Source organism: Streptomyces sp. NPDC004610 (genome assembly GCF_040609715.1).
Lineage (GTDB): Bacteria > Actinomycetota > Actinomycetes > Streptomycetales > Streptomycetaceae > Streptomyces.
Window position 1 is genome coordinate 81165 of sequence record NZ_JBEXLA010000007.1, and the last position, 18207, is coordinate 99371.

The 18207-nt window shown below is 71.7% G+C and carries 14 protein-coding genes, 1 tRNA gene and 1 pseudogene; 9 read left to right on the forward strand and 7 right to left on the reverse strand.

Annotated features, from left to right (window positions below; translation table 11 throughout):
• Nucleotides 1-100: 100 nt before the first annotated feature.
• Nucleotides 101-556, reverse strand: coding sequence for a hypothetical protein (locus ABZX40_RS09800; RefSeq protein ID WP_355734507.1), 456 nt, complete (start codon nt 554-556; stop codon nt 101-103).
• Nucleotides 557-814: 258 nt separating this feature from the next.
• A complete protein-coding gene (gene ugpC, locus ABZX40_RS09805) occupies nt 815-1903 on the reverse strand; it encodes a sn-glycerol-3-phosphate ABC transporter ATP-binding protein UgpC (RefSeq protein WP_355734146.1) in 1089 nt (362 codons plus the stop codon).
• Between the two features lie 216 nt (nt 1904-2119).
• Between ugpC and ABZX40_RS09810 the strand changes: the two genes are divergently transcribed.
• A tRNA-Thr gene (locus ABZX40_RS09810) sits at nt 2120-2193 on the forward strand.
• Between the two features lie 232 nt (nt 2194-2425).
• Here ABZX40_RS09810 and ABZX40_RS09815 read toward each other — a convergent pair.
• Nucleotides 2426-2626, reverse strand: a complete 201-nt coding sequence (locus ABZX40_RS09815) for a hypothetical protein (RefSeq protein WP_355734149.1) — start codon at nt 2624-2626, stop codon at nt 2426-2428.
• A 416-nt stretch (nt 2627-3042) separates the two neighbouring features.
• Between ABZX40_RS09815 and ABZX40_RS09820 the strand changes: the two genes are divergently transcribed.
• Both ABZX40_RS09820 and ABZX40_RS09825 read left to right on the forward strand, forming a co-directional pair.
• Nucleotides 3043-4257 (forward strand): hypothetical protein, encoded by a 1215-nt coding sequence (locus ABZX40_RS09820; protein ID WP_355734151.1) that lies wholly within the window; start codon nt 3043-3045, stop codon nt 4255-4257.
• Nucleotides 4254-4901: a hypothetical protein gene (locus ABZX40_RS09825; RefSeq protein WP_355734153.1), complete on the forward strand. Its 648-nt coding sequence runs from the start codon at nt 4254-4256 to the stop codon at nt 4899-4901. Before ABZX40_RS09820 ends, ABZX40_RS09825 begins: the two co-directional genes overlap by 4 nt.
• On the opposite strand, the gene ABZX40_RS09830 is transcribed toward ABZX40_RS09825, so the two are convergent.
• A complete protein-coding gene (locus tag ABZX40_RS09830) occupies nt 4828-6732 on the reverse strand; it encodes a tetratricopeptide repeat protein (RefSeq protein ID WP_355734155.1) in 1905 nt (634 codons plus the stop codon). The two genes, ABZX40_RS09825 and ABZX40_RS09830, sit on opposite strands and share 74 nt — an antisense overlap.
• Before the next feature lie 424 nt (nt 6733-7156).
• Between ABZX40_RS09830 and ABZX40_RS09835 the strand changes: the two genes are divergently transcribed.
• Together ABZX40_RS09835 and ABZX40_RS09840 are read left to right on the forward strand one after the other, a co-directional pair.
• Entirely contained in the window at nt 7157-10348 is a 3192-nt protein-coding gene (locus tag ABZX40_RS09835) for a tetratricopeptide repeat protein (RefSeq protein WP_355734157.1), read from the forward strand.
• 492 nt (nt 10349-10840) lie between these two features.
• Nucleotides 10841-11326: an N-acetyltransferase family protein gene (locus tag ABZX40_RS09840; protein ID WP_355734160.1), complete on the forward strand. Its 486-nt coding sequence runs from the start codon at nt 10841-10843 to the stop codon at nt 11324-11326.
• A gap of 59 nt (nt 11327-11385) precedes the next feature.
• Here ABZX40_RS09840 and arsB read toward each other — a convergent pair whose 3' ends face one another.
• Both arsB and ABZX40_RS09850 read right to left on the reverse strand, forming a co-directional pair.
• Nucleotides 11386-12510: an ACR3 family arsenite efflux transporter gene (gene arsB, locus ABZX40_RS09845; RefSeq protein ID WP_355734162.1), complete on the reverse strand. Its 1125-nt coding sequence runs from the start codon at nt 12508-12510 to the stop codon at nt 11386-11388.
• Nucleotides 12507-12815, reverse strand: coding sequence for a metalloregulator ArsR/SmtB family transcription factor (locus ABZX40_RS09850; protein WP_355734165.1), 309 nt, complete (start codon nt 12813-12815; stop codon nt 12507-12509). Before ABZX40_RS09850 ends, arsB begins: the two co-directional genes overlap by 4 nt.
• 315 nt (nt 12816-13130) lie before the next feature.
• Between ABZX40_RS09850 and ABZX40_RS09855 the strand changes: the two genes are divergently transcribed.
• The 3 genes and pseudogenes from ABZX40_RS09855 to ABZX40_RS09865 all read left to right on the forward strand — a co-directional run.
• A complete protein-coding gene (locus ABZX40_RS09855; protein WP_355734168.1) occupies nt 13131-13787 on the forward strand; it encodes an arsenate reductase ArsC in 657 nt (218 codons plus the stop codon).
• Nucleotides 13788-13812: 25 nt separating this feature from the next.
• On the forward strand, nt 13813-14259 hold the full coding sequence (locus ABZX40_RS09860) for an arsenate reductase ArsC (protein ID WP_355734510.1): 447 nt from the start codon (nt 13813-13815) through the stop codon (nt 14257-14259).
• Between the two features lie 174 nt (nt 14260-14433).
• Nucleotides 14434-15079: pseudogene (locus ABZX40_RS09865) on the forward strand (cation transporter); the annotation flags it as partial.
• A gap of 570 nt (nt 15080-15649) precedes the next feature.
• Here ABZX40_RS09865 and ABZX40_RS09870 read toward each other — a convergent pair.
• Nucleotides 15650-16549 carry an aminoglycoside phosphotransferase family protein gene (locus ABZX40_RS09870; protein ID WP_355734171.1) on the reverse strand — a complete coding sequence of 300 codons (900 nt, stop codon included), beginning with the start codon at nt 16547-16549 and terminating at the stop codon, nt 15650-15652.
• Nucleotides 16550-16692: 143 nt separating this feature from the next.
• Here ABZX40_RS09870 and ABZX40_RS09875 point away from each other — a divergent pair, with 143 nt between their 5' ends.
• Nucleotides 16693-18090, forward strand: a complete 1398-nt coding sequence (locus tag ABZX40_RS09875; protein ID WP_355734174.1) for an FAD-dependent oxidoreductase — start codon at nt 16693-16695, stop codon at nt 18088-18090.
• Nucleotides 18091-18207: the final 117 nt, after the last annotated feature.

An 18207-nucleotide genomic window follows, 5' to 3' on the forward strand; every position in this document is an offset into this window, starting at 1 on the left:
GCACTGTACGGGGCGGGCATGACCGCGCGGGCGGGCGTCACAGCGGGGGCGGGGGCCGCTGTGACGCCGGGTCGCTTCCGCTGCTGGTGCCGGTGCCGGGTCAGCCGTGGGCGGCGATGACCCCCGTGGCGTAGGCGGTGTCGCAGACGGGGCGGGCGAAGGACTGGGCGCGGGTGGGGCCGTAGATCTGGACCGCGGCGCGGCCCAGGGCGCGGGCGATGGAGGCGCAGTGCTTCGCGAGCGAGGGACGGCCGTTGACGGCCTCCTGGAGGTGGGTCAGGGCGACGCCCGGGTCCTTCTCCTGGACCTCGGTGAGCAGCTTGTCCCGCAGGACCTCGTGGGGTGCGCGGGGGGCGGCCGGCTTGGCGTCGGAGACGGAGGCGTCGGAGGCGGTGAGCACCGCGCCGCCGTCGGGGCTGCCCGACCAGCTGACGCGGGTGACCGCGAGGGTCCCGGAGAGCACCAGGACGACGGGCAGGACAAGGGCGAGGGAGCGGCCGATCCGGCGGGCGGGTCCCCGGCCGCGGCGCGCCGCTTCATCAGTGGAGTGCTTCACGGAGTGCTTCACGCGAGTGAGGGTAGCGCCCGGTGATGATTTGGCGACATTTAGTCACCAATTTGGGGGATGAAGTGGTGCCTCTTTCTGGGTACGAGGTTGACGTACGGTGCTCGAAATGTCTCGTATGCCGGGGTATTGCTCGACAGTCTGAGCGAACGGAAACGACCCCGCAGGGGGTTTGCGGGGTCGTTTCCGTCAATCTGTGGCGGGTGGCACCTCAGGTGTGGTGCCGCACAGCCCTGTTTGACCTGCGGCTCAGTCGGAGAGGCGGGCGCCGGTGGAGGTGGAGAAGACGTGGGTCTCGCCGGAGCGCGGGACGACGTTGAGCTGGCTGCCCTTCTCCGGGACGTCACGGCCGTTGACGCGGACGACGAGGTCCTTGGAGGTGTCGCCGAGCTTGGCGGTGCCGTAGACGTAGGCGTCGGCGCCGAGTTCCTCGACGACGTTGACGGTGACGGCGAGGCCCTCGTCGGACTCGGGGCCGGAGATGTCGAAGTGCTCGGGGCGGACACCGACGGTGACGGCCTTGTCGGTGGTGGCGGAGAGCGCGTCACGGTCGATCGGCACCACGCTGTTGCCGAACTTCACGCCGCCGTCGGTGATCGGGACCTCGACCAGGTTCATGGCCGGGGAGCCGATGAAGCCGGCGACGAAGAGGTTGGCGGGGCGGTCGTACATGTTCCGCGGCGAGTCGACCTGCTGGAGGATGCCCTTGTTGAGGACGGCGACCCGGTCGCCCATCGTCATGGCCTCGACCTGGTCGTGGGTGACGTAGACGGTGGTGATGCCGAGGCGGCGCTGGAGGGACGCGATCTGCGTACGGGTGGAGACGCGGAGCTTGGCGTCGAGGTTGGACAGCGGCTCGTCCATGAGGAAGACCTGCGGCTCCCGGACGATGGCCCGGCCCATGGCGACGCGCTGGCGCTGACCGCCGGAGAGCGCCTTCGGCTTGCGGTCCAGGTACTCGGTGAGGTCGAGGATCTTCGCGGCCTCTTCGACCTTCTGCCGGATCTCCGCCTTGTTGACGCCGGCGATCTTCAGGGCGAAGCCCATGTTGTCGGCGACGGACATGTGCGGGTACAGCGCGTAGTTCTGGAACACCATGGCGATGTCCCGGTCCTTGGGCGGCAGGTGGGTGACATCGCGGTCACCGATGCGGATGGCGCCGCCGTTGACATCCTCAAGCCCCGCGAGCATGCGGAGCGAGGTGGACTTGCCGCAACCGGACGGGCCGACCAGAACGAGGAACTCGCCGTCCTCGATCGCGATCTCCAGCGCGTCGACGGCGGGCTTGTCGGAGCCCGGGTAGACCCGGGTCGCCTTGTCGAACGTAACAGTGGCCATGGCTGTGAAGCCCCCTTCTACCGGCAGGAACGTGCCGGACGATCCGTTGTGGAAGGTGTAGCGCGGCCCACGACACGTGGACCGAATGTGGACGGTACCTTCCGTTCACCTGTTCTGTCAGTAGTCCGGGGCCTGTGAACTTCGCGGAAATTTTCGACGGGGGCGGGGCGGGAGGTGGGTACACTGCACGGGCACGCGCGACACACGCCCGCGTACGCCTCCTTAGCTCAGCTGGTCAGAGCGCCGCTCTTGTAAAGCGAAGGTCGTCGGTTCGAATCCGACAGGGGGCTCTGTGTGCACCTTGCTGACCTGGGATTTTGTTCTTGGGTGGCGCGCTATTCGGCCTCGGACTTCTTGTCCGGGGCCGTTTGCGTGGGCGGTGCGTGGGCGGACGCAGGTTCGATCGATGGCGAGATCGGCTTCCGGGAGGAGTGGCCGAGTGTTTCCTGGATCGCCTTCAGGCCGGCGTCGGCGGCGGGGTGAGGGGCGTCGCGCCGTGGCGGCGGTAGTGAGGGGGGTCGGTCAGATGAGAATGCATTTGTACGCGGACCTCGGCGCACGGGGGGTGTGGACGGCGGTGGGGGCCGGGAACGCGTCGCTCCGCCAGGCGGTGGGCCGCGGTGCGGCTGTGGCCGTCGATGCCGGGGTGAGGGTGGCGGTACGGACGGTCGAGGGTGTGGCCGCGGCGGCGTCCTGGGCGCCGACCGTGGATCCCAGGGCCACTGCCCCCACTATGGCTATGCCGAGCAGGGCGGAGTGTAGTGCGCGGTGGCTCACGGAGAGGGGGACCCTTCAGACCGGTGATCAGGAACAGGAAGATCATCGTCATCTATGGAGGATGCCGACGCCAAATCCCCTTATCCGTATAGGTAGTTCGAGGTCGCGCGGGACGCTGATCATGTGGGGAGAAGTGGTGTCAGGGCACGCCACCGAGCAGGTGACAGCCCTGTCCCCTGGGCTCGCGAGGTGTGATCCGGCGAAACCGGTTTTCCGCTCCCGTGGGTGTCTGCCCGGAGTCTGCAAGCTTCTTGCAAGGGCTTGGCAAGGGTTTCGTCCGGACTGTCGGGCATGTCCCCGGAGGCGGCGGGGTGGCCCGCGCATGGAGATGACTGGGGGACGTCGTGTCGGCGTTGGGGACGATGGAATCACAAGCAGGAGCGGTAGCGCGCCAGTATCGGACGGTTGTCGAGCGCAGGACGGTGCTCGCGGTGGCCCACACGGTCACCTACGCGAAGCGGCTCATCGACGTACTTTCCCACGTGGAAGGGGACTTCAGGATCCAGGTGGTGTTCACCGCGCCGCCGCACGTCTTCGGGCGCGAGGTACCGGCCTTCCTCGCGCGGCTGGGCTGCACTGTGCTGCCCTGGCAGGACGCCGTGCGCACGGAGTTCGATCTCGCGCTGGCCGCCGGGCGGGGCGGCGTCGAGCATGTGCGGGCGCCGCTGATCACCATGCCGCACGGCGCCGCCTACCTGAAGCGGGTGACGGGCCTGCGGGATGCCGACACGAACGGGGTGGCGGGGATGCGCCGCTCCGACCTGCTGCCTGCGGGGCGGGCCCCGGCCGCGGTGGTGCTGCCCCACCAGGCGGAACTGGCGGAGCTGGCGCGGCACTGCCCCGAGGCGCTGCCGTACGCCGAGGTCGTCGGTGACCCGGTGCACGATCTGATCGTCGCGAGCCTGCCGCTGCGCCGTCACTACCGGCGTGCGCTCGGGTTGCAACCGGGGCAGAAGCTGGTGGTGCCGGTCTCCACCTGGGGCCCGCAGTCCACCTTCGCGCGCTTCGAGGCCCTCTTGCCGCGGCTGATGTTCGAATTGCCCGGCGAGACGTACCGCACCGCCCTGCTCATGCACCCCAATGTCTGGTCACGGCACAGCGCTTGGCAGGTACGGGCGTGGCTCCCACGCTGCCGGGAGGCGGGGATGGCGCTCGTGCCGCCCGAGGCGGACTGGCGGAGCGTGCTGATCGCGGCGGACTGGATCATCGGTGACCACGGCTCCGTGACGCTGTACGGGACGCTCACCGAGGCGGCGCTGCTGATGACCGGCTCCCCCGAGGAGGAGATCAACCCGGCGTCACCTGCCGCCGCCCTCGCACAAGCCGCGCCGGCCCTGTCCGCGAGCCACCCGCTGCTGGAACAGCTGGAGTACACCGCGGCCGAGCGGCGCACGGAGGAGCGGGCGGCCATCGCCGCGCGGATCACGTCCGAACCGGGGCGCTTCGCCCGGAACATGCGGCGGTTGATGTACCGGGTGATGGATCTGGGTGAACCCGCCCACAGCCCGGTGACCGGCCTCTTGCCGGATCCCCCCTCCTTGGGGACGCTCACGGGGCCCTGGCGGGGGGCGGCATGAGCGCCTTCGTCACGGTCCACGCGTGGACAGTGCCTGCGGGGCCGCTTGCTCCCGGGGCACTCGGGTCGGGGTTCTCGGTGCTGGAGCGGGCCGCGTCGGGGGCGGGCGCCACCTGGCCGTCCTGCTCCGGAGGGGAATCCCCTGTGCTGCTGCTGCGCGTTCGGGCGGGCGGGCGGTGCCTTCTGCTGCTCGCGCGGCGGGGTCGCCCGGATGACGGGCCCGCGGCGCTCGACGAGCACTTCGTCGTGGACGCCGACCTCGACCCGGGTCTGCGGCGATCGGCCTTCGCCGACGTGGTGACGGCGAACCGGCCCCGGTCGGTCCGTACGGCCGGGCACCGGCTGGCGATGCTGGTCGCGCGGTGCCCCGCTGCCGCCCTCGTCGCAGTTCCCCTGGCGGGGGGCGGCTGGGCGGTCCGCACGCCTCGCGAGAGCCGGCCGGTGCTGCTGGCCCCCGCGGTGCCCCGGCATCCGCTGCTGCCCTCCTGCCTGCACGCCTGGCTGGTGGCAGGCGGGACCTTGGCCGCGCTGACGGACGCGTACCTGGTGGCGGGGCCCGCCGCGGGCGGGGTCACCCCGGCCCGAGCCCGCCCGGCGCCTCGTCCAGGAGATCTCGCAGTCGGCGGGCGTCGCCCGGACTGGTGACCTCGTAGCGGGTCAGCGCCTCGGTCCACAGGTTCCGGGCCGCGGTCCGGTCACCGTGTTCGTGTGCGCTGTGGCCGAGCATCTCCAGCGTGCGGGCCTGCCAGTGCACCGCTCCGGAGGAGGCGAAGACGGCGAGCGCCTCCTCCATCCGGGCGGTGCCGGCCCGGTGGTCGCCCGCGAGGGCCCGTGCCCGCCCGAGATAGGCGAGAGCGCGGGCCGCGTCGTGCGGGTCGTCCACGGCGAGCAGCTCTTGGTGGGCCCGGGTGAAGGCGGCCTCGGCCGCGTCGGTCCGGCCCGCGTCGAGCGCGATCTCGCCCAGGACGGTGCGGGCGAGGGCGACACCGCGCGGGTAGTCGCAGCCCTCCCACACCGTGATGGCCCGTTCCAGGTAGGGCACGGCCTCCTCGGGCCGGCCCGCCTCGCGGAGGCAGCGGCCCAGACCGAGCAGCGCCTGTCCGGCGTCCCTGACGTCGCCGGCGGCGCGGGCGGCGTTCAGGGACTCCTTGTACCAAGCGACGGACTCGTCCCGATGACCGGCGGAATTCAGTCCGATGGCACCGGAGTTGAGCATCTGCCGCACGGCTTCCGGATGCCCGTCGGCGCGGGCGGCGGCCAGCCCGATCCGGTGGGCCTCGATCCACAGGTCGTAGTGGCGCAGCCGGAGGAACAACGGCCACATGGCGTCGACCAGCTGCCAGGCGACGCGGTGCCAGCCGTGCGATGCCGCGGTTCGGGTCAGGGTCATGAGATCGTGCCGGTTGGCGTCCAGCCAGGCGAGTGCGCCGGGGTCGTCGGTGAACGGCTCGGCCGCGGCGAAGGTGTGCGCGTAGTCGCGGGGGAGTACGAACTGGGTGGGGGTCAGGCGCTGCTCGGCGGCGGTCGTGACCCACAGGTACCAGTCGCAGATCCGTCGGAGGGCCTCGTTGCCGGCAGCCGGGCCGTCCGCCGCACCCAACTCCCGGGCGTGGACGCGGACCAGGTCGTGGAAGCGATAGGTGTCGGGACCGATGTTCTCCACCAGGTTGGCCTCGGCCAGCTCGTCCAGCCCGCGGACGGCCCACCGCCAGGACTCGGCGCAGACCGCCGCCGCGGCCAGGACGTCGAAGGCGGGCAACGGCAGTTGGCCGAGCCGCCGGTAGAGCAGGGCGGAGCCGCTGCTGAGCACCGCGTACGACGCGTCCAGTGCCTTGCTCACCGTTGTCTCCCCCTCGATGTCGAGCGCCGCCAGTCCTTCCGCGCCGGGTGCCAGCGCGTCGGCGAGGGCCGCGACGGGCTGTCTGGGGCGAGCCGCGAGCCGCGCGGAGGCAAGGCAGAAGGCGAGCGGCAGCCCGGCGCACAGACTCACGACTCTCTCCACGTCGGGCAGTTCGCCCGCCACCCGGTCGGCGCCGATGCCCCGGGTGATCAGCGCCACCCCGTGCGCCGCGTCGAGCCCGGCCAGGTGGTGGAAGTGCGCGCCGTCCAGGACGAGTCCGGTCAGCCGGCGGCGGCTGGTCACCACCACCGCCCCGCCCGGTCCGGCGGGCAGCAGGGCGCGCACTTGCGCGGCGGTGAACGCGTTGTCGAGGATCACCGCGGCCTTCAGCCCCGCCGTCCGCGATCGCCACAGCGCCTGCTGGTCGGCGAGGTCGGCGGGTACCGATGTCGCGCCCAGCGAGCGAAGGAACCGGCCCAGCACCTCGCCCGGCGCGGCAGGGCCTTCCTCGGTGTGGCCGCGCAGGTCTGCGTAGAGCAGCCCGCCGGGGAAGTCGTCCGCGCGCCCGGCCACCCACCGGGAGACCAGGGTGGTCTTGCCGATGCCCGCCGGCCCGTCGATCACGATCAGCGGCACGCCCGTGTCCGCTCCGTCGTGCGGGGCCAGCAGCCCGTCCAGGGCTGCGAGGTCCGTTGCTCGATTCGTGAAATGGCCGGGAACCGGTGGGTGCTGACGGGGAACCACTGGAGGTATGGCATGCACATGAACACCACCCGTGATGTCCCGCGCCTGAATGGTGAACCCGCCCAACTGGGCTTCTCCGCCAATGCTGTTGCGATGTGTGCCCTGCGGCGATTCACTCATCGTGCCCCCTGCGTGGCGACCGCGGTCAGCCTCTGTCACTTGCGGTCTACCCCGAACAATCGCGTGCTGACGGGTGGGCGGTAGCACGGTCCGGCGAGGGACGGCTATTCGGACAGATGCTGCCGGGCCCGTTGGTGGGGGCCCACCCCGCATGTCATGCTCAGAATCAGGGTCGGACCAGCGAGGAGGGGCGCTGGTGGATATCCACTTACTCGGGCCAGTGGCACTGTGGGTCGACGGCGGACGCCTCGAACTCGGATCGGTGAAGGAGCGGGCCCTGCTGGCCGCCCTCGCCCTGGACATCGGGCGCCCGATGGCGCTGGACGCCCTCGTGGAGCGCATGTGGGACGGCGAACCGCCGCCGAACGCCCGCGGGAACGCGTACACCTACCTCTCCCGCCTGCGCGGACGGCTGCGCAAGGCCGACGAGACCCTCGGCGCACCACACATCGTCAGCCGCGCCCACACCTATACGCTCGAAGCCGACCCCGAGCGCGTGGACTGGCACCGCTTCCAGGGCCTTGTGCACGTCGCCGCGGGCACCGACGACCAGCGGGCCGTGGACCTTTTCCGCACCGCGGACGCGCTGTGGGCGGGCGATGCACTGGCCGGACTGCCCGGGGTCTGGGCCGAGACCACGCGGCGCACGCTTGCCGAACGCCGGCTCTCCGCCACCATCACCCGGATCGCGGCCGAACTGCGGCTCGGGCGGTTCCGGGGAATGGTGGCCGAGTTGTCCGACCTGGCCTCCCGGCACCCCGATGACGAAACGCTGCTGGGTCAGCTGATGCTCGCCCTGTACGGCAACGGGCGCTACACCGACGCCGTGCGCGTCTACGAGCAGGCGCGTCGCGCCCTGCTGCGGGACTACGGCGCCCGTCCCGGACCGGCACTGGAGCGGATCAACCGCGGTGTGCTCAACCATGTGCCCATGGCCGACCTGGTGCGAGCCGCCACGGCAACCGAGCGTGAGCCGGCGGTTGCCGCCACGGTCCGGCCGACCGGACCGATGCGGGACCATCCGCCGCGCAACCTCCCCAGCCAGCAGCCGCTCATCGGCCGGAGCGCGGAACTGCACGCACTCATCGACTCGCTGGACGGGACGGACGGCTCGGTGGTCCTGCTGGAGACCGTCCACGGCATGGCCGGGGTCGGGAAGACCGCCATCGCCGTGCACACCGCGGCCCACCTCGCGGACCGCTTCCCCGACGGCCAGATCTACCTCGACCTGCGCGCGCACTCCCCACTTCAGGAGCCGCTCGCCCCCGGTGCGGCGCTCACCACGCTCTTGCGCGTCCTCGGCGTGCCCTCCGCACACGTCCCGGTCGTTCTCGACGAGCAGGTCGACCTGTGGCGCAGCATGCTGGACCAGCGCAGTGCGATCGTCATCCTCGACGACGTGGCCGACGCCGAGCAGGTCCGGCCACTGCTGCCGGGCCCCACCAGGTCGCTGTTCATCCTCACCAGCCGCCGGCACCTCACGGGACTGCCCGCCGCCCGGTCCGTGCCACTGGACGTCCTGCCGACGGGTGACGCGATCACCCTGTTCCGCCGGTTCGCCGGGGAGCAGCGCACTCGCGATCTCACGGCGGTCGCCGAGATCGTCCGACTGTGCGGGCTGCTGCCGTTGGCCATCGAACTGGTCGCCAACAGGTTCCAGGCCCGCACCGCGTGGACGCTCGCCACCCTGCACGGACGGCTGGCCCGCACCCCGGGTCGACTCGGCGAGATCCACGACACCGCCGACCACGACATGGCACGGGCCTTCGACCTCTCCTACCGCACGCTGACCAGGTCGCAGCGCGTCGCCTTCCGGCACCTGAGCCTGCATCCGGGGTCGGACTTCACCGTCCCCGTGGCCGCCGCGGTCCTCGACCTGCCGGCGGACGCGACCGAGCGGCTGCTGGAGGGCCTGCTGGGCTGCCACCTGCTGCGCGAGCCAGTACCGGACCGGTACCAGTACCACGACCTGCTGCGGGAGTACGCGCACCGGCTGGCCCACTCCGAGGACGACGACGAGACGCGGGACGAGATCGCGCGGCGGCTGATCGGTTTCTACGTCCAGGCGGTCGAGCGGGCCGACCGTCTCGCGTTTCCCCGGCGGCTGCGCGTCACCGAGGACCCGGCCCCCGGCGCGCCCGCCCACGGCCCTGTCTGGCCCGACGCCCCCTCCGCCCGATCGTGGCTGGCCGCCGAGAGGGAGAACATGCTGGCGGCCGTGCGCTTCGCCGACGGGCTGGGCCACCCGGCCCCGTCCGCCCGTGTCGCCTTCTGCCTCGCGGCATTCCTCAACGCGGAGTGCTACTGGCAGGAAACCGTGGATGTGCTCCAGCCGGCCGTCGCACAAGGGGCAGGGACGGAGCACCGGCCGGAGGAACTGTGCCGCGCACTGCTCGACCTGTCGGACGCGCTCGCGAGCACCGGGCAGTACCCGGAGGCCGCCGAAGCCGGACGCAGAGCGCTGCGGATCGCCCGCGACACCGGTGACGAGGACGCGGAGGCCGAGGCGTTGCGCGCGGTCGGGGCGATGGAGTGGCACCGCGGGGAACACGCCTCAGCGCTCGACCACTTCCAGCGGGCCTACGCGATCAAGCTGGCCTCCGGAGACGTCTGGTACCAGGCCCGCCTCCACAACAACATGGGAGTCGCACGGCTCCACCTCGGCGACAACGACGGAGCCTTCGCCCACTTCGAGAACGCCCGGGACGGATTCGCGCGGACCGGCGACCAGAGGTCGGCTGCGATCGCCTTGAACAACATCGGCGACAGGCTCTTCCGCACCAGACAACTCGACCGGGCCCGGGAGGCGTTCGAAACGGCCGTCTCCTTGCTGACCGCCGTCGGCAATCGCTACGAGCAGGCCACAGCCCGGCTCAGCCTCGCCGACGTCCTGACCGAACTCGGCGACACGGCCGGCGCGTTGACTCTGTGCCGGGACGCCCTGCCCGTGTACCGGTCGCTCGCGGACCGCAAGAGCCAGGCCGACACCCTCATCAGCATGGGCGAGGCACACCGCCGTCAGGGTGACCGCGACGAGGCGGTCGGCCTCCTCACCGAGGCCCTCCGTCTCGCCCAGGACATCGGTGCCGCCCACCAGGAGATCCAGGCGCTTCGCGGCATCGGTCAGAGCGAGTTCGAAGCGGGACGGTTCGCCGCCGCCGAGGAGCACCTGCGGTCCTCGGCCGAGACGGCCGCGAGGACACAGGCACTGGACGAGGCGGTGGAAGCGCAGATCGTGCTGGCCGAGGTGCACCTGGCCGCGGGCGACCCGGCTGCGGCACATGCTGAGCTGCGCACAGCCCTCGCCACAGCCGAGGCACAGGACCACCGCAAGACGGACGCCATCCATCGCCGTCTCCAGGAACTGGCAGGCCACCCGGACATCTGACCGCCGGGCGGGAGGGCTACCGGGGTGCCGACGAGCCAGAAGGTGGTTGCCACGCGGTGGGCGCGCAGGGTCGGCGGTGGACAGCGGGTGGGCAGGCGGTGGAAGCCGGTGGACCGATGCGCGGGGCGGGGGGCGGGGCCCGGAGGTGCTCGTCCAGGGTGAGGCGGAGGTTCGACAGGTGGGACAGGTCGGGGGCGCAGGCCGGTCAGGACGAGTCCGTCGCCGGCCCGCTCCACCGCCCGGGTGCGGAAGCCGGTGACGGCAGGGTCGGTCAGGTCGGGGACGCGGTGGGAGATGTGGTCGGTGGTGGCTCGTTCGACGGGTGCGGGGAGGCTGCCGGCGCTCATCGGGGCGGGGCGGGGCGGGACGAGGTGCCGGAGGCGTCGAGGATGCGGGCCCCACCGCCGTCGGGTGCGGTGATGCGCAGGGTGGGAAGAGCCGGACGGGCGCTCAGCGGACGGTCGGGGGTGCGGAGTAACGATGATGGTGCCGATGGCTGTGGAGCACGCCGATCAGGTGCTGGGGATCTACCAGGCCGGTATCGAGGAGGGCGACGCCACCTTTGAGACCAGGGCGCCGACCTGGGAGGTGTTCGACGCGGCGAGGCTGCCCGAGCATCGTTTCGTGGTCCTCGGTGAGGAGGGCGGGGTGATGGGCGGGGTGATGGGCTGGGTCGCCGTCGGAAGGGTCTCGGAGCGGGGCGCGTACGCGGGGGTGGTCGAGCACTCCGTGTACGTCCATCCCGCCGCCCGTGGGCGGGGTGTCGCCGGGGTGCTGCTGAACGCGCTGGTCGCCTCTACGGAGGCGGCCGGGATCTGGACCATCCAGTCCGGGATCTTTCCCGAGAACGCCGCGAGCCTCGCGCTGCACGGACGGGCCGGGTTCCGGGTCGTCGGTATCCGTGAGCGCGTCGGGTGTCTGCGTGGGGTGTGGCGTGATGTCGTTCTGGTCGAGCGTCGCAGTTCTGTCGTCGGCTGACGTTCGTCCGGGCTGGTGGTTCGGCTGGGGGAGGGCGGGGGCGGTCGGGGTGGCAGGGGTCAGTGGGGCGGGGTGGTTCGGTCGTGGGTGGTGAACTTCCGCCGCCAGGCCAGGGACACGTACACCAGCGCCACCAGCACCGGCACCTCGATGAGCGGGCCGACGACGCCGGACAGGGCCTGGCCGGAGGTGACGCCGAAGGTGGCGATGGCGACGGCGATGGCCAGCTCGAAGTTGTTGCCGGCGGCGGTGAAGGCGAGGGTCGCGGTGCGGTCGTAGGGGAGTCCGATGGCCTTGCCGAGGGCGAAGGTGCCGAACCACATCACCGTGAAGTAGATCAGCAGGGGGAGGGTGATCCGGGCGACGTCCAGGGGCCGGGAGGTGATCGTCTCTCCCTGGAGGGCGAAGAGGATGACGATGGTGAACAGCAGGCCGTACAGCGCCCAGGGGCCGATCTTCGGGAGGAACTTCGCCTCGTAGGCGTCGTGGCCGAGCCGCTTCTCGCCGATACGGCGGGTGAGGAATCCGGCGAGGAGGGGGACGCCGAGGAAGATGACGACGTTCAGGGCGATCTTCCCCATCGAGATGTCGAGGTTCTCGCCGTCGCCGAGGCCGAGCAGGCCGGGGAGCAGATCGAGGTAGAACCAGCCGAGCACACCGAACGCGACGACCTGGAAGACGGAGTTGAGGGCGACGAGGACGGCCGCCGCGTCGCGGTCCCCGCAGGCGAGGTCGTTCCAGATGATGACCATCGCGATGCAGCGGGCCAGGCCGACGATGATCAGGCCGGTGCGGTACTCGGGCAGGTCGGGGAGGAAGATCCAGGCCAGCGCGAACATCAGCGCCGGACCGGCGACCCAGTTGATGAGGAGTGAGGAGACCAGCAGTCTGCGGTCGCCGGTGACGGCGTCGAGCCGGTCGTAGCGGACCTTCGCCAGGACCGGGTACATCATGATCAGCAGGCCGACGGCGATGGGCAGGGAGATGCCGCCGATCTCGACCGCGGCGAGGGCGTCGTCCAGGCCGGGGACCGCGCGGCCGAGCCCGAGGCCGAGGGCCATGGCGAGAAGGATCCAGACGGCGAGGAAGCGGTCGAGGGGTGACAGGTTTGCCGTGATGGGGGGTGGGTGATCGGTGGACCCCGTGGTGGGTGCGGTGGGCGCGGGGGTTTCGGGGTCGGTCATGGGCAGGCGCGCTTGCTGCCTGCCGCGTCGCGGGCGGACTCGGCGAGTTCGGCGAACTGCTCCGAGAGCGCGGCGAGGACGTCCGGGCGGAGTCTGTAGTACGTGTACCGGCCGCATGGTTCGGTGTCCACGACACCGGCGTCGCGCAGCACCTTGAGGTGGTTGGAGAGGTTGGTCTGCCGTGCGCCGGTCTCCTCGACCAGGTGCGTGGTGCAGAGGGTCTCCTGGGCCAGGAGGGTGACGATCCGGAGGCGGAGGGGGTCGGCCAGGACCCGCAAGAGATCAGTGTCGACTGATGTCAGCATGGGCTGATACTTTCATGTCGGTTGAGGGTGATGGGGGTGGGGGTGGGGTGGGGTGGGAGTGGGGGGCGGTGTCGGGGGGCGGGGGTGATGGCAGGGGGGTGGTGTCGGGGCGAGTTCATGCCGGACTGGGTTGATGCGGGTCTGCGTTGATGCTGGTCTGGGTTCATGTCGGCCAGGGTTGATGCCCGGTCTGAGCTGATGCCCGGCCAGGGTTGATGCGGACCTGGGTTCCTGTCGGGCTGAGTTGACCCCTGGGGGCCGTACCCGGTCTCCGCCGGATCCGTAGAACGAGCAGTTTGAAGGGCCTTCGTGACCATGTCCCCGCTCCCTGATCGGCCAGATCTCCCCGCCCTCCCCGCCCTGCCCGATTACCGTCTGGCCGCCGGTATCGCCCGCCTGGCCATGCGTCACCGCGGCCACTTCTCGCCGGAGACCATCCAGCGTCTGGTCACCGACTCCTACGACCGCCTCGCCGTTCGCGCCCGCGTCCGCGCCCACCTCGTCGTGCTCGCCGAGCAACTGGCCGCCGAACGCCTCGACGCCCTCGCCCATATCGACGGCGCCTCCGGCACCGGGTTGCCGCGCGTGCTGTTCGTGTGCGGGCACAACGCCGGGCGCTCCCAGATGGCGGCGGCCCTCCTCCATCACCGGGCGGACGGCCGGGTCGCCGTCTCCTCCGCGGGCACCGACCCCGGCCCCGGGGTCGAGCCCGTCGTCGCCCTGGTTCTGACCGAGGTGGGTATCGACCTCTGCGACGCCTTCCCCAAGCCGCTCACCGACGAGATCGTCCGCGCCGCCGACATCGTCGTCACCATGGGCTGCGGCGATGCCTGCCCGGTCGTGCCCGGCCGTCGCTATCTCGACTGGCCGCTCCCCGACCCCGAGGCCGCCCCGATCGCCGTCGTGCGCGCCATCCGCGACGACATCGACGCCCGTGTCACCGAACTCCTCGGCTCTCTCATCCGAGACTGACCTCCCCCTGCGAAGGAAGCTCCCGATGTCCGCGCTCGCCCATCCCCTCGCCTCCGTCCTGTTCGTCTGCGTCCACAACGCCGGTCGGTCACAGATGGCCGCCGGGTTCCTCACCCATCTCGCGGGTGATCGTGTCGAGGTCCGCTCGGCCGGTTCCCTGCCGGGTGATCAGGTGAACCCGGCCGCTGTCGAAGCCATGCGGGAAGTCGGCATCGACATCTCCGCCGCCACGCCGAAGATCCTCACCACGGAGGCCGTCCAGGCGTCCGACTACGTCATCACCATGGGCTGCGGTGATGCGTGCCCGGTCTTCCCCGGCAAGAGGTACGTCGACTGGGTGCTGGAAGACCCGGCGGGCCGGGGTGTTGAGGGGGTCCGGCCCATTCGCGACGAGATCAGGGGCCGTGTTGAGGGTCTTGTGGCGGAGATCGATGCGGGGGGAGAGGGGAGGGGGAGGGGGCGGCAGGGTTGACTGATTAGGGGTGCGGCGGCGTTGACGGGGCTGTTTGGTGAGCGGGTGGTGTCGGGTGGTGACGGGGGTGTGGCGTGGGTCGGGTGGGTGGCTGGGTGGTGACCGACCTGTGTGTGTGGGGTGGGCGTGGGGTGGTGGAGGGCTTCGGTTCTCGTTCTGGTTGACCTGCTCGTTGTCGTCTCCCTCACCGTCGGCATCCTTGCCTCCTCCACCGTGCTGATCGGCTTCGGGCTGGACTCGGTCATCGAGGTCTCCTCGGCCTCCGTGGTGGCCTGGTAGTTCTCCGCCCGCGAGCATGTGGTGCGCGAGGCTGGGAGACGACGACCCTGCGGATCATCGCCGTGTCCTTCTTCGCGCTCGCCGCGTACGTCACCGCCGAGTCGGTCCGCGCCCTCGCCGGTGGAACCGAGGCCGGGCACTTCACCATCGGTGTCGTCATGGCCGCGCTCTCCCGCGCCGTGATGCCGTTCCTGTCCACGGCTCAGCGCCGGGCGGGCCGGGAATTGGGCTCAGTGTCCGCCGTCGCCGACTCCCGTCAGACGTTGCTGTGCGCGTATCTCTCCGCGGTTCTGCTTCTTGGTCGCTGGCCGACAGCCTCCTTGGCTGGGCCTGGGCCGAGCCTGCCGCCGCCCTTGTCATTGCCGGTGTCGCTGTCAAGGGAGACCGCGATGCTTGGCGGGGTGAGGGTCGCTGCGCGGTCTCCGTCGCCGGTACTCCGGCGGAGAGGGGCGTCTGCGGCTGGGGAGTCGGGTGGGATTGCTGCGGTTGGGCGGCCAGGTGGGGAGAAGGGGCTGGGTCGGAACTCTCCGCGAGCTGTTGACCTGTGGTTTTGTGAGGATCAGCCTCGCGTGCGTGGCGGCGTCACCTCGCGCGGGCAGGACAGCGCCGCCGTGATGAAGCGGGCGGCCGGTATCCCGCCCGTCCGGTCACGGGTGCGGGGCGCGAGCGACATGTGATCCGTCGCCTCGGGCTCCCGTAGACGGCGTGCAGCGCGTCGATGTCGTCGATGGTCGGCTAGGGGCGGTGGACCGGGTGCATGGGCGGGCGCCTATCGCCGGGTTTCCGGCGTGGAGGGGCCCTGAGACGGGGTGCCGTACGTCTCCCTCCGCCCGGGTAGGGGGTGACCCGATGGGCCCCGGCCCTGCCCTCGAAGGGGCCCGGGTGACCCTCGTCCAGGCCGCCCACCACGGCATCGCCCGCGCCGCGCGCCTCCGTCCAGGGCCTCGACCTGCCCGCCCCCGTCCCCTATGAGGTCCGGTTCCGGTACTCCGCCGACGCCGACAGCCGGGGACCCTCGGACCTTCCCGGCAGACAGTCACCGGCTGAGCAGCCCGGCAGACAGTCACCCTCAGCCCCCTGACGCCCCAGTCCCCCTGACGCCCCAGTCCCCTCACCCCCACCCCCTCACCCACCTCCCGATCTCCACCACCTCCGCCCCCACCACCCCCACCACCCCCTCCCCACCCCCGATATCCCACAAGCAGTTCTGAAGCACCCGCCCCAGCGTCCAGGCCCGTGCCCGTTCCCGGTCCAGGGACAGTGCGTCCGTCAGGGCGTCCAGGCGCCAGGGGATGTCGGGCGGGTCGAAGCGGTTGGCGAGGGCGGGGTAGAGGTCGAAGCCGGGGTCGCCGGCGAGCGGCTTGGGGTCGATCGCCAGCCAGGGGGCGCGCTCCGCGCCGAGGACGTTCCCGTAGTGCAGGTCCCAGTGCAGGAGACGGTCCCCGGACTGCGGCAGTACCTCCCGTACGGCCGCCGCGCAGTCGGCGACCAGGCGGCGGACGGCGGGGTCCGGGACGCGGCGCAGGGCCCAGGGGGTGCGGTCGAGCATCTCGGCCGCGATGTCCCGGAGGGTCCGCGTGCCCTCCGGTGCCGGGAGCCGGGTGAGGTGGGCCAGGAGACGGGCGATGACGGTGACCGCCTCGTGGGGGTCGGGGAGCTGGGCGAGGGTGCGGGCCGGGTCCAGGCGTTCCAGAAGCAGCGCGCCGGTCGCCGGGTCGTGGGCCAGGAGGCGGACCGCGCCGTCGCCGTCCCAGGCGCGCAGCGCCGCCGGTTCGGCCGCGGTCTCCTCGTCGCGGAACGGGAGCTTCAGGACGGCGGGGGTGGTGTGGGGTGCCTGGACGACCGGGAGGACCAGCGCCGTCATGCCGCTCATCGGCGGGCCGTCGGGGCGGAGGTTCCAGTGGTCCAGGGTGTGCGCCGCCAGGGCGGGCAGGCCGGCCAGGAAGGCGCGTCCGGCCTCGCCGTTGTACCGGGCCTGCGCGGTGGCCAGTTGCTCCGGGATCTCGATCACAGCCCGGACCCTACGGGCGTTGCCGGCGTTGCCGCGCTGTCCCACCGTCATTCATTTCTCCGGGTCCCGGCGTCGAGCGACACCTCGAAAAACACGAAATCCGAAGGAGACAGGCGCCCTGGCCACGGGTTACCGTCCCGGCCATGAGCAGCAGTGTCGTGAACGGTGGTGTCTCCTTCTGGTACGCCCAGGACGGCTTCCCGCCGCCCCGGGAGCCGCTGCCCGGTGACTCCGAGGCGGACGTGGTGATCGTCGGCGGCGGGTACACCGGGCTGTGGACGGCGTACTACCTCAAGCGGGCCGCGCCCTTTCTGCGGATCACCGTGCTGGAGCAGAAGTTCTGCGGCTACGGGGCCTCCGGGCGCAACGGCGGCTGGCTCTACAACGGCGTCGCGGGCCGCGACCGGTACGCGAGACTGCACGGCAAGGACGCCGCCGTACGGCTCCAGCGGGCCATGAACGACACCGTGGGCGAGGTGGTGCGGGCCGCGGCGGCCGAGGGCATCGACGCCGACATCCACCAGGGCGGTGTCCTGGAGGTGGCGTGCACCCCGGCCCAGCTCGCCCGGCTGAGGGCGCACCATGCGCACGAGCTGTCGTACGGGGAGCAGGACCGCGAGCTGTACGGGGCCCGGGAGACGGCCGCCCGGGTGCGGGTGAGCGACGCCGTCGGCTCGTCCTGGACCCCGCACGGGGCCCGGATCCACCCGGTGAAGCTGGTCACCGGGCTCGCGGCGGCCGTCGAGGCGCTCGGCGTGATCATCCATGAGTCGACGCCGGTCACCGAGATCCGGCCCCGGCACGCGGTCACCCCCTCCGGCACCGTCCGGGCGTCGTACGTGCTGCGCTGCACCGAGGGCTTCACCGCCTCCCTCAAGGGCCAGCGGCGCACCTGGCTGCCCATGAACTCCTCGATGATCGCCACCGAACCGCTCACCGACGAGCAGTGGGCCGCCGTCGGCTGGGACGGCCGCGAGACCGTCGGCGACCTGGCCCACGCCTATATGTACGCCCAGCGCACCGCCGACGGGCGGATCGCGCTCGGCGGGCGCGGAGTGCCGTACCGCTTCGGCTCGCGCACCGACAACGACGGCCGGACCCAACCGGCGACGGTGGCCGCGCTGCGCGAGATCCTGGTGCGGATGTTCCCGGCGCTGGCCCCGGTCCGGGTCGCGCACGCCTGGTCGGGGGTGCTGGGCGTACCGCGCGACTGGTGCGCGACCGTCACCCTGGACCGGTCGACGGGGCTCGGCTGGGCGGGCGGTTACGTCGGCTCCGGGGTCGCCACCGCCAACCTCGCCGCCCGCACCCTGCGCGATCTCGTCCAGCAGGACTCGGGGCAGGGCGGGCCGACCCCGCTCACCGATCTGCCGTGGGTCGGCCACCGGGTCCGCAAGTGGGAGCCGGAGCCGCTGCGCTGGCTGGGCGTCCAGGGCATGTACGCCACCTACCGCGCGGCCGACCGGCGGGAGGTCACGGCACCGGGCGCGGGCACCTCCCGGCTGGCCCGGATCGCGGACCGGGTGGCGGGGCGGGACTGACCCGGGGGCCCGTCAGGAGGGCACCCGAGCATTACCTGTGCATTACCTGTCGTACACATGTGTCACCATCCCCTCACCGCTGTATCAGGCGCCTCAACTGCCACCGATCCTGGGGGG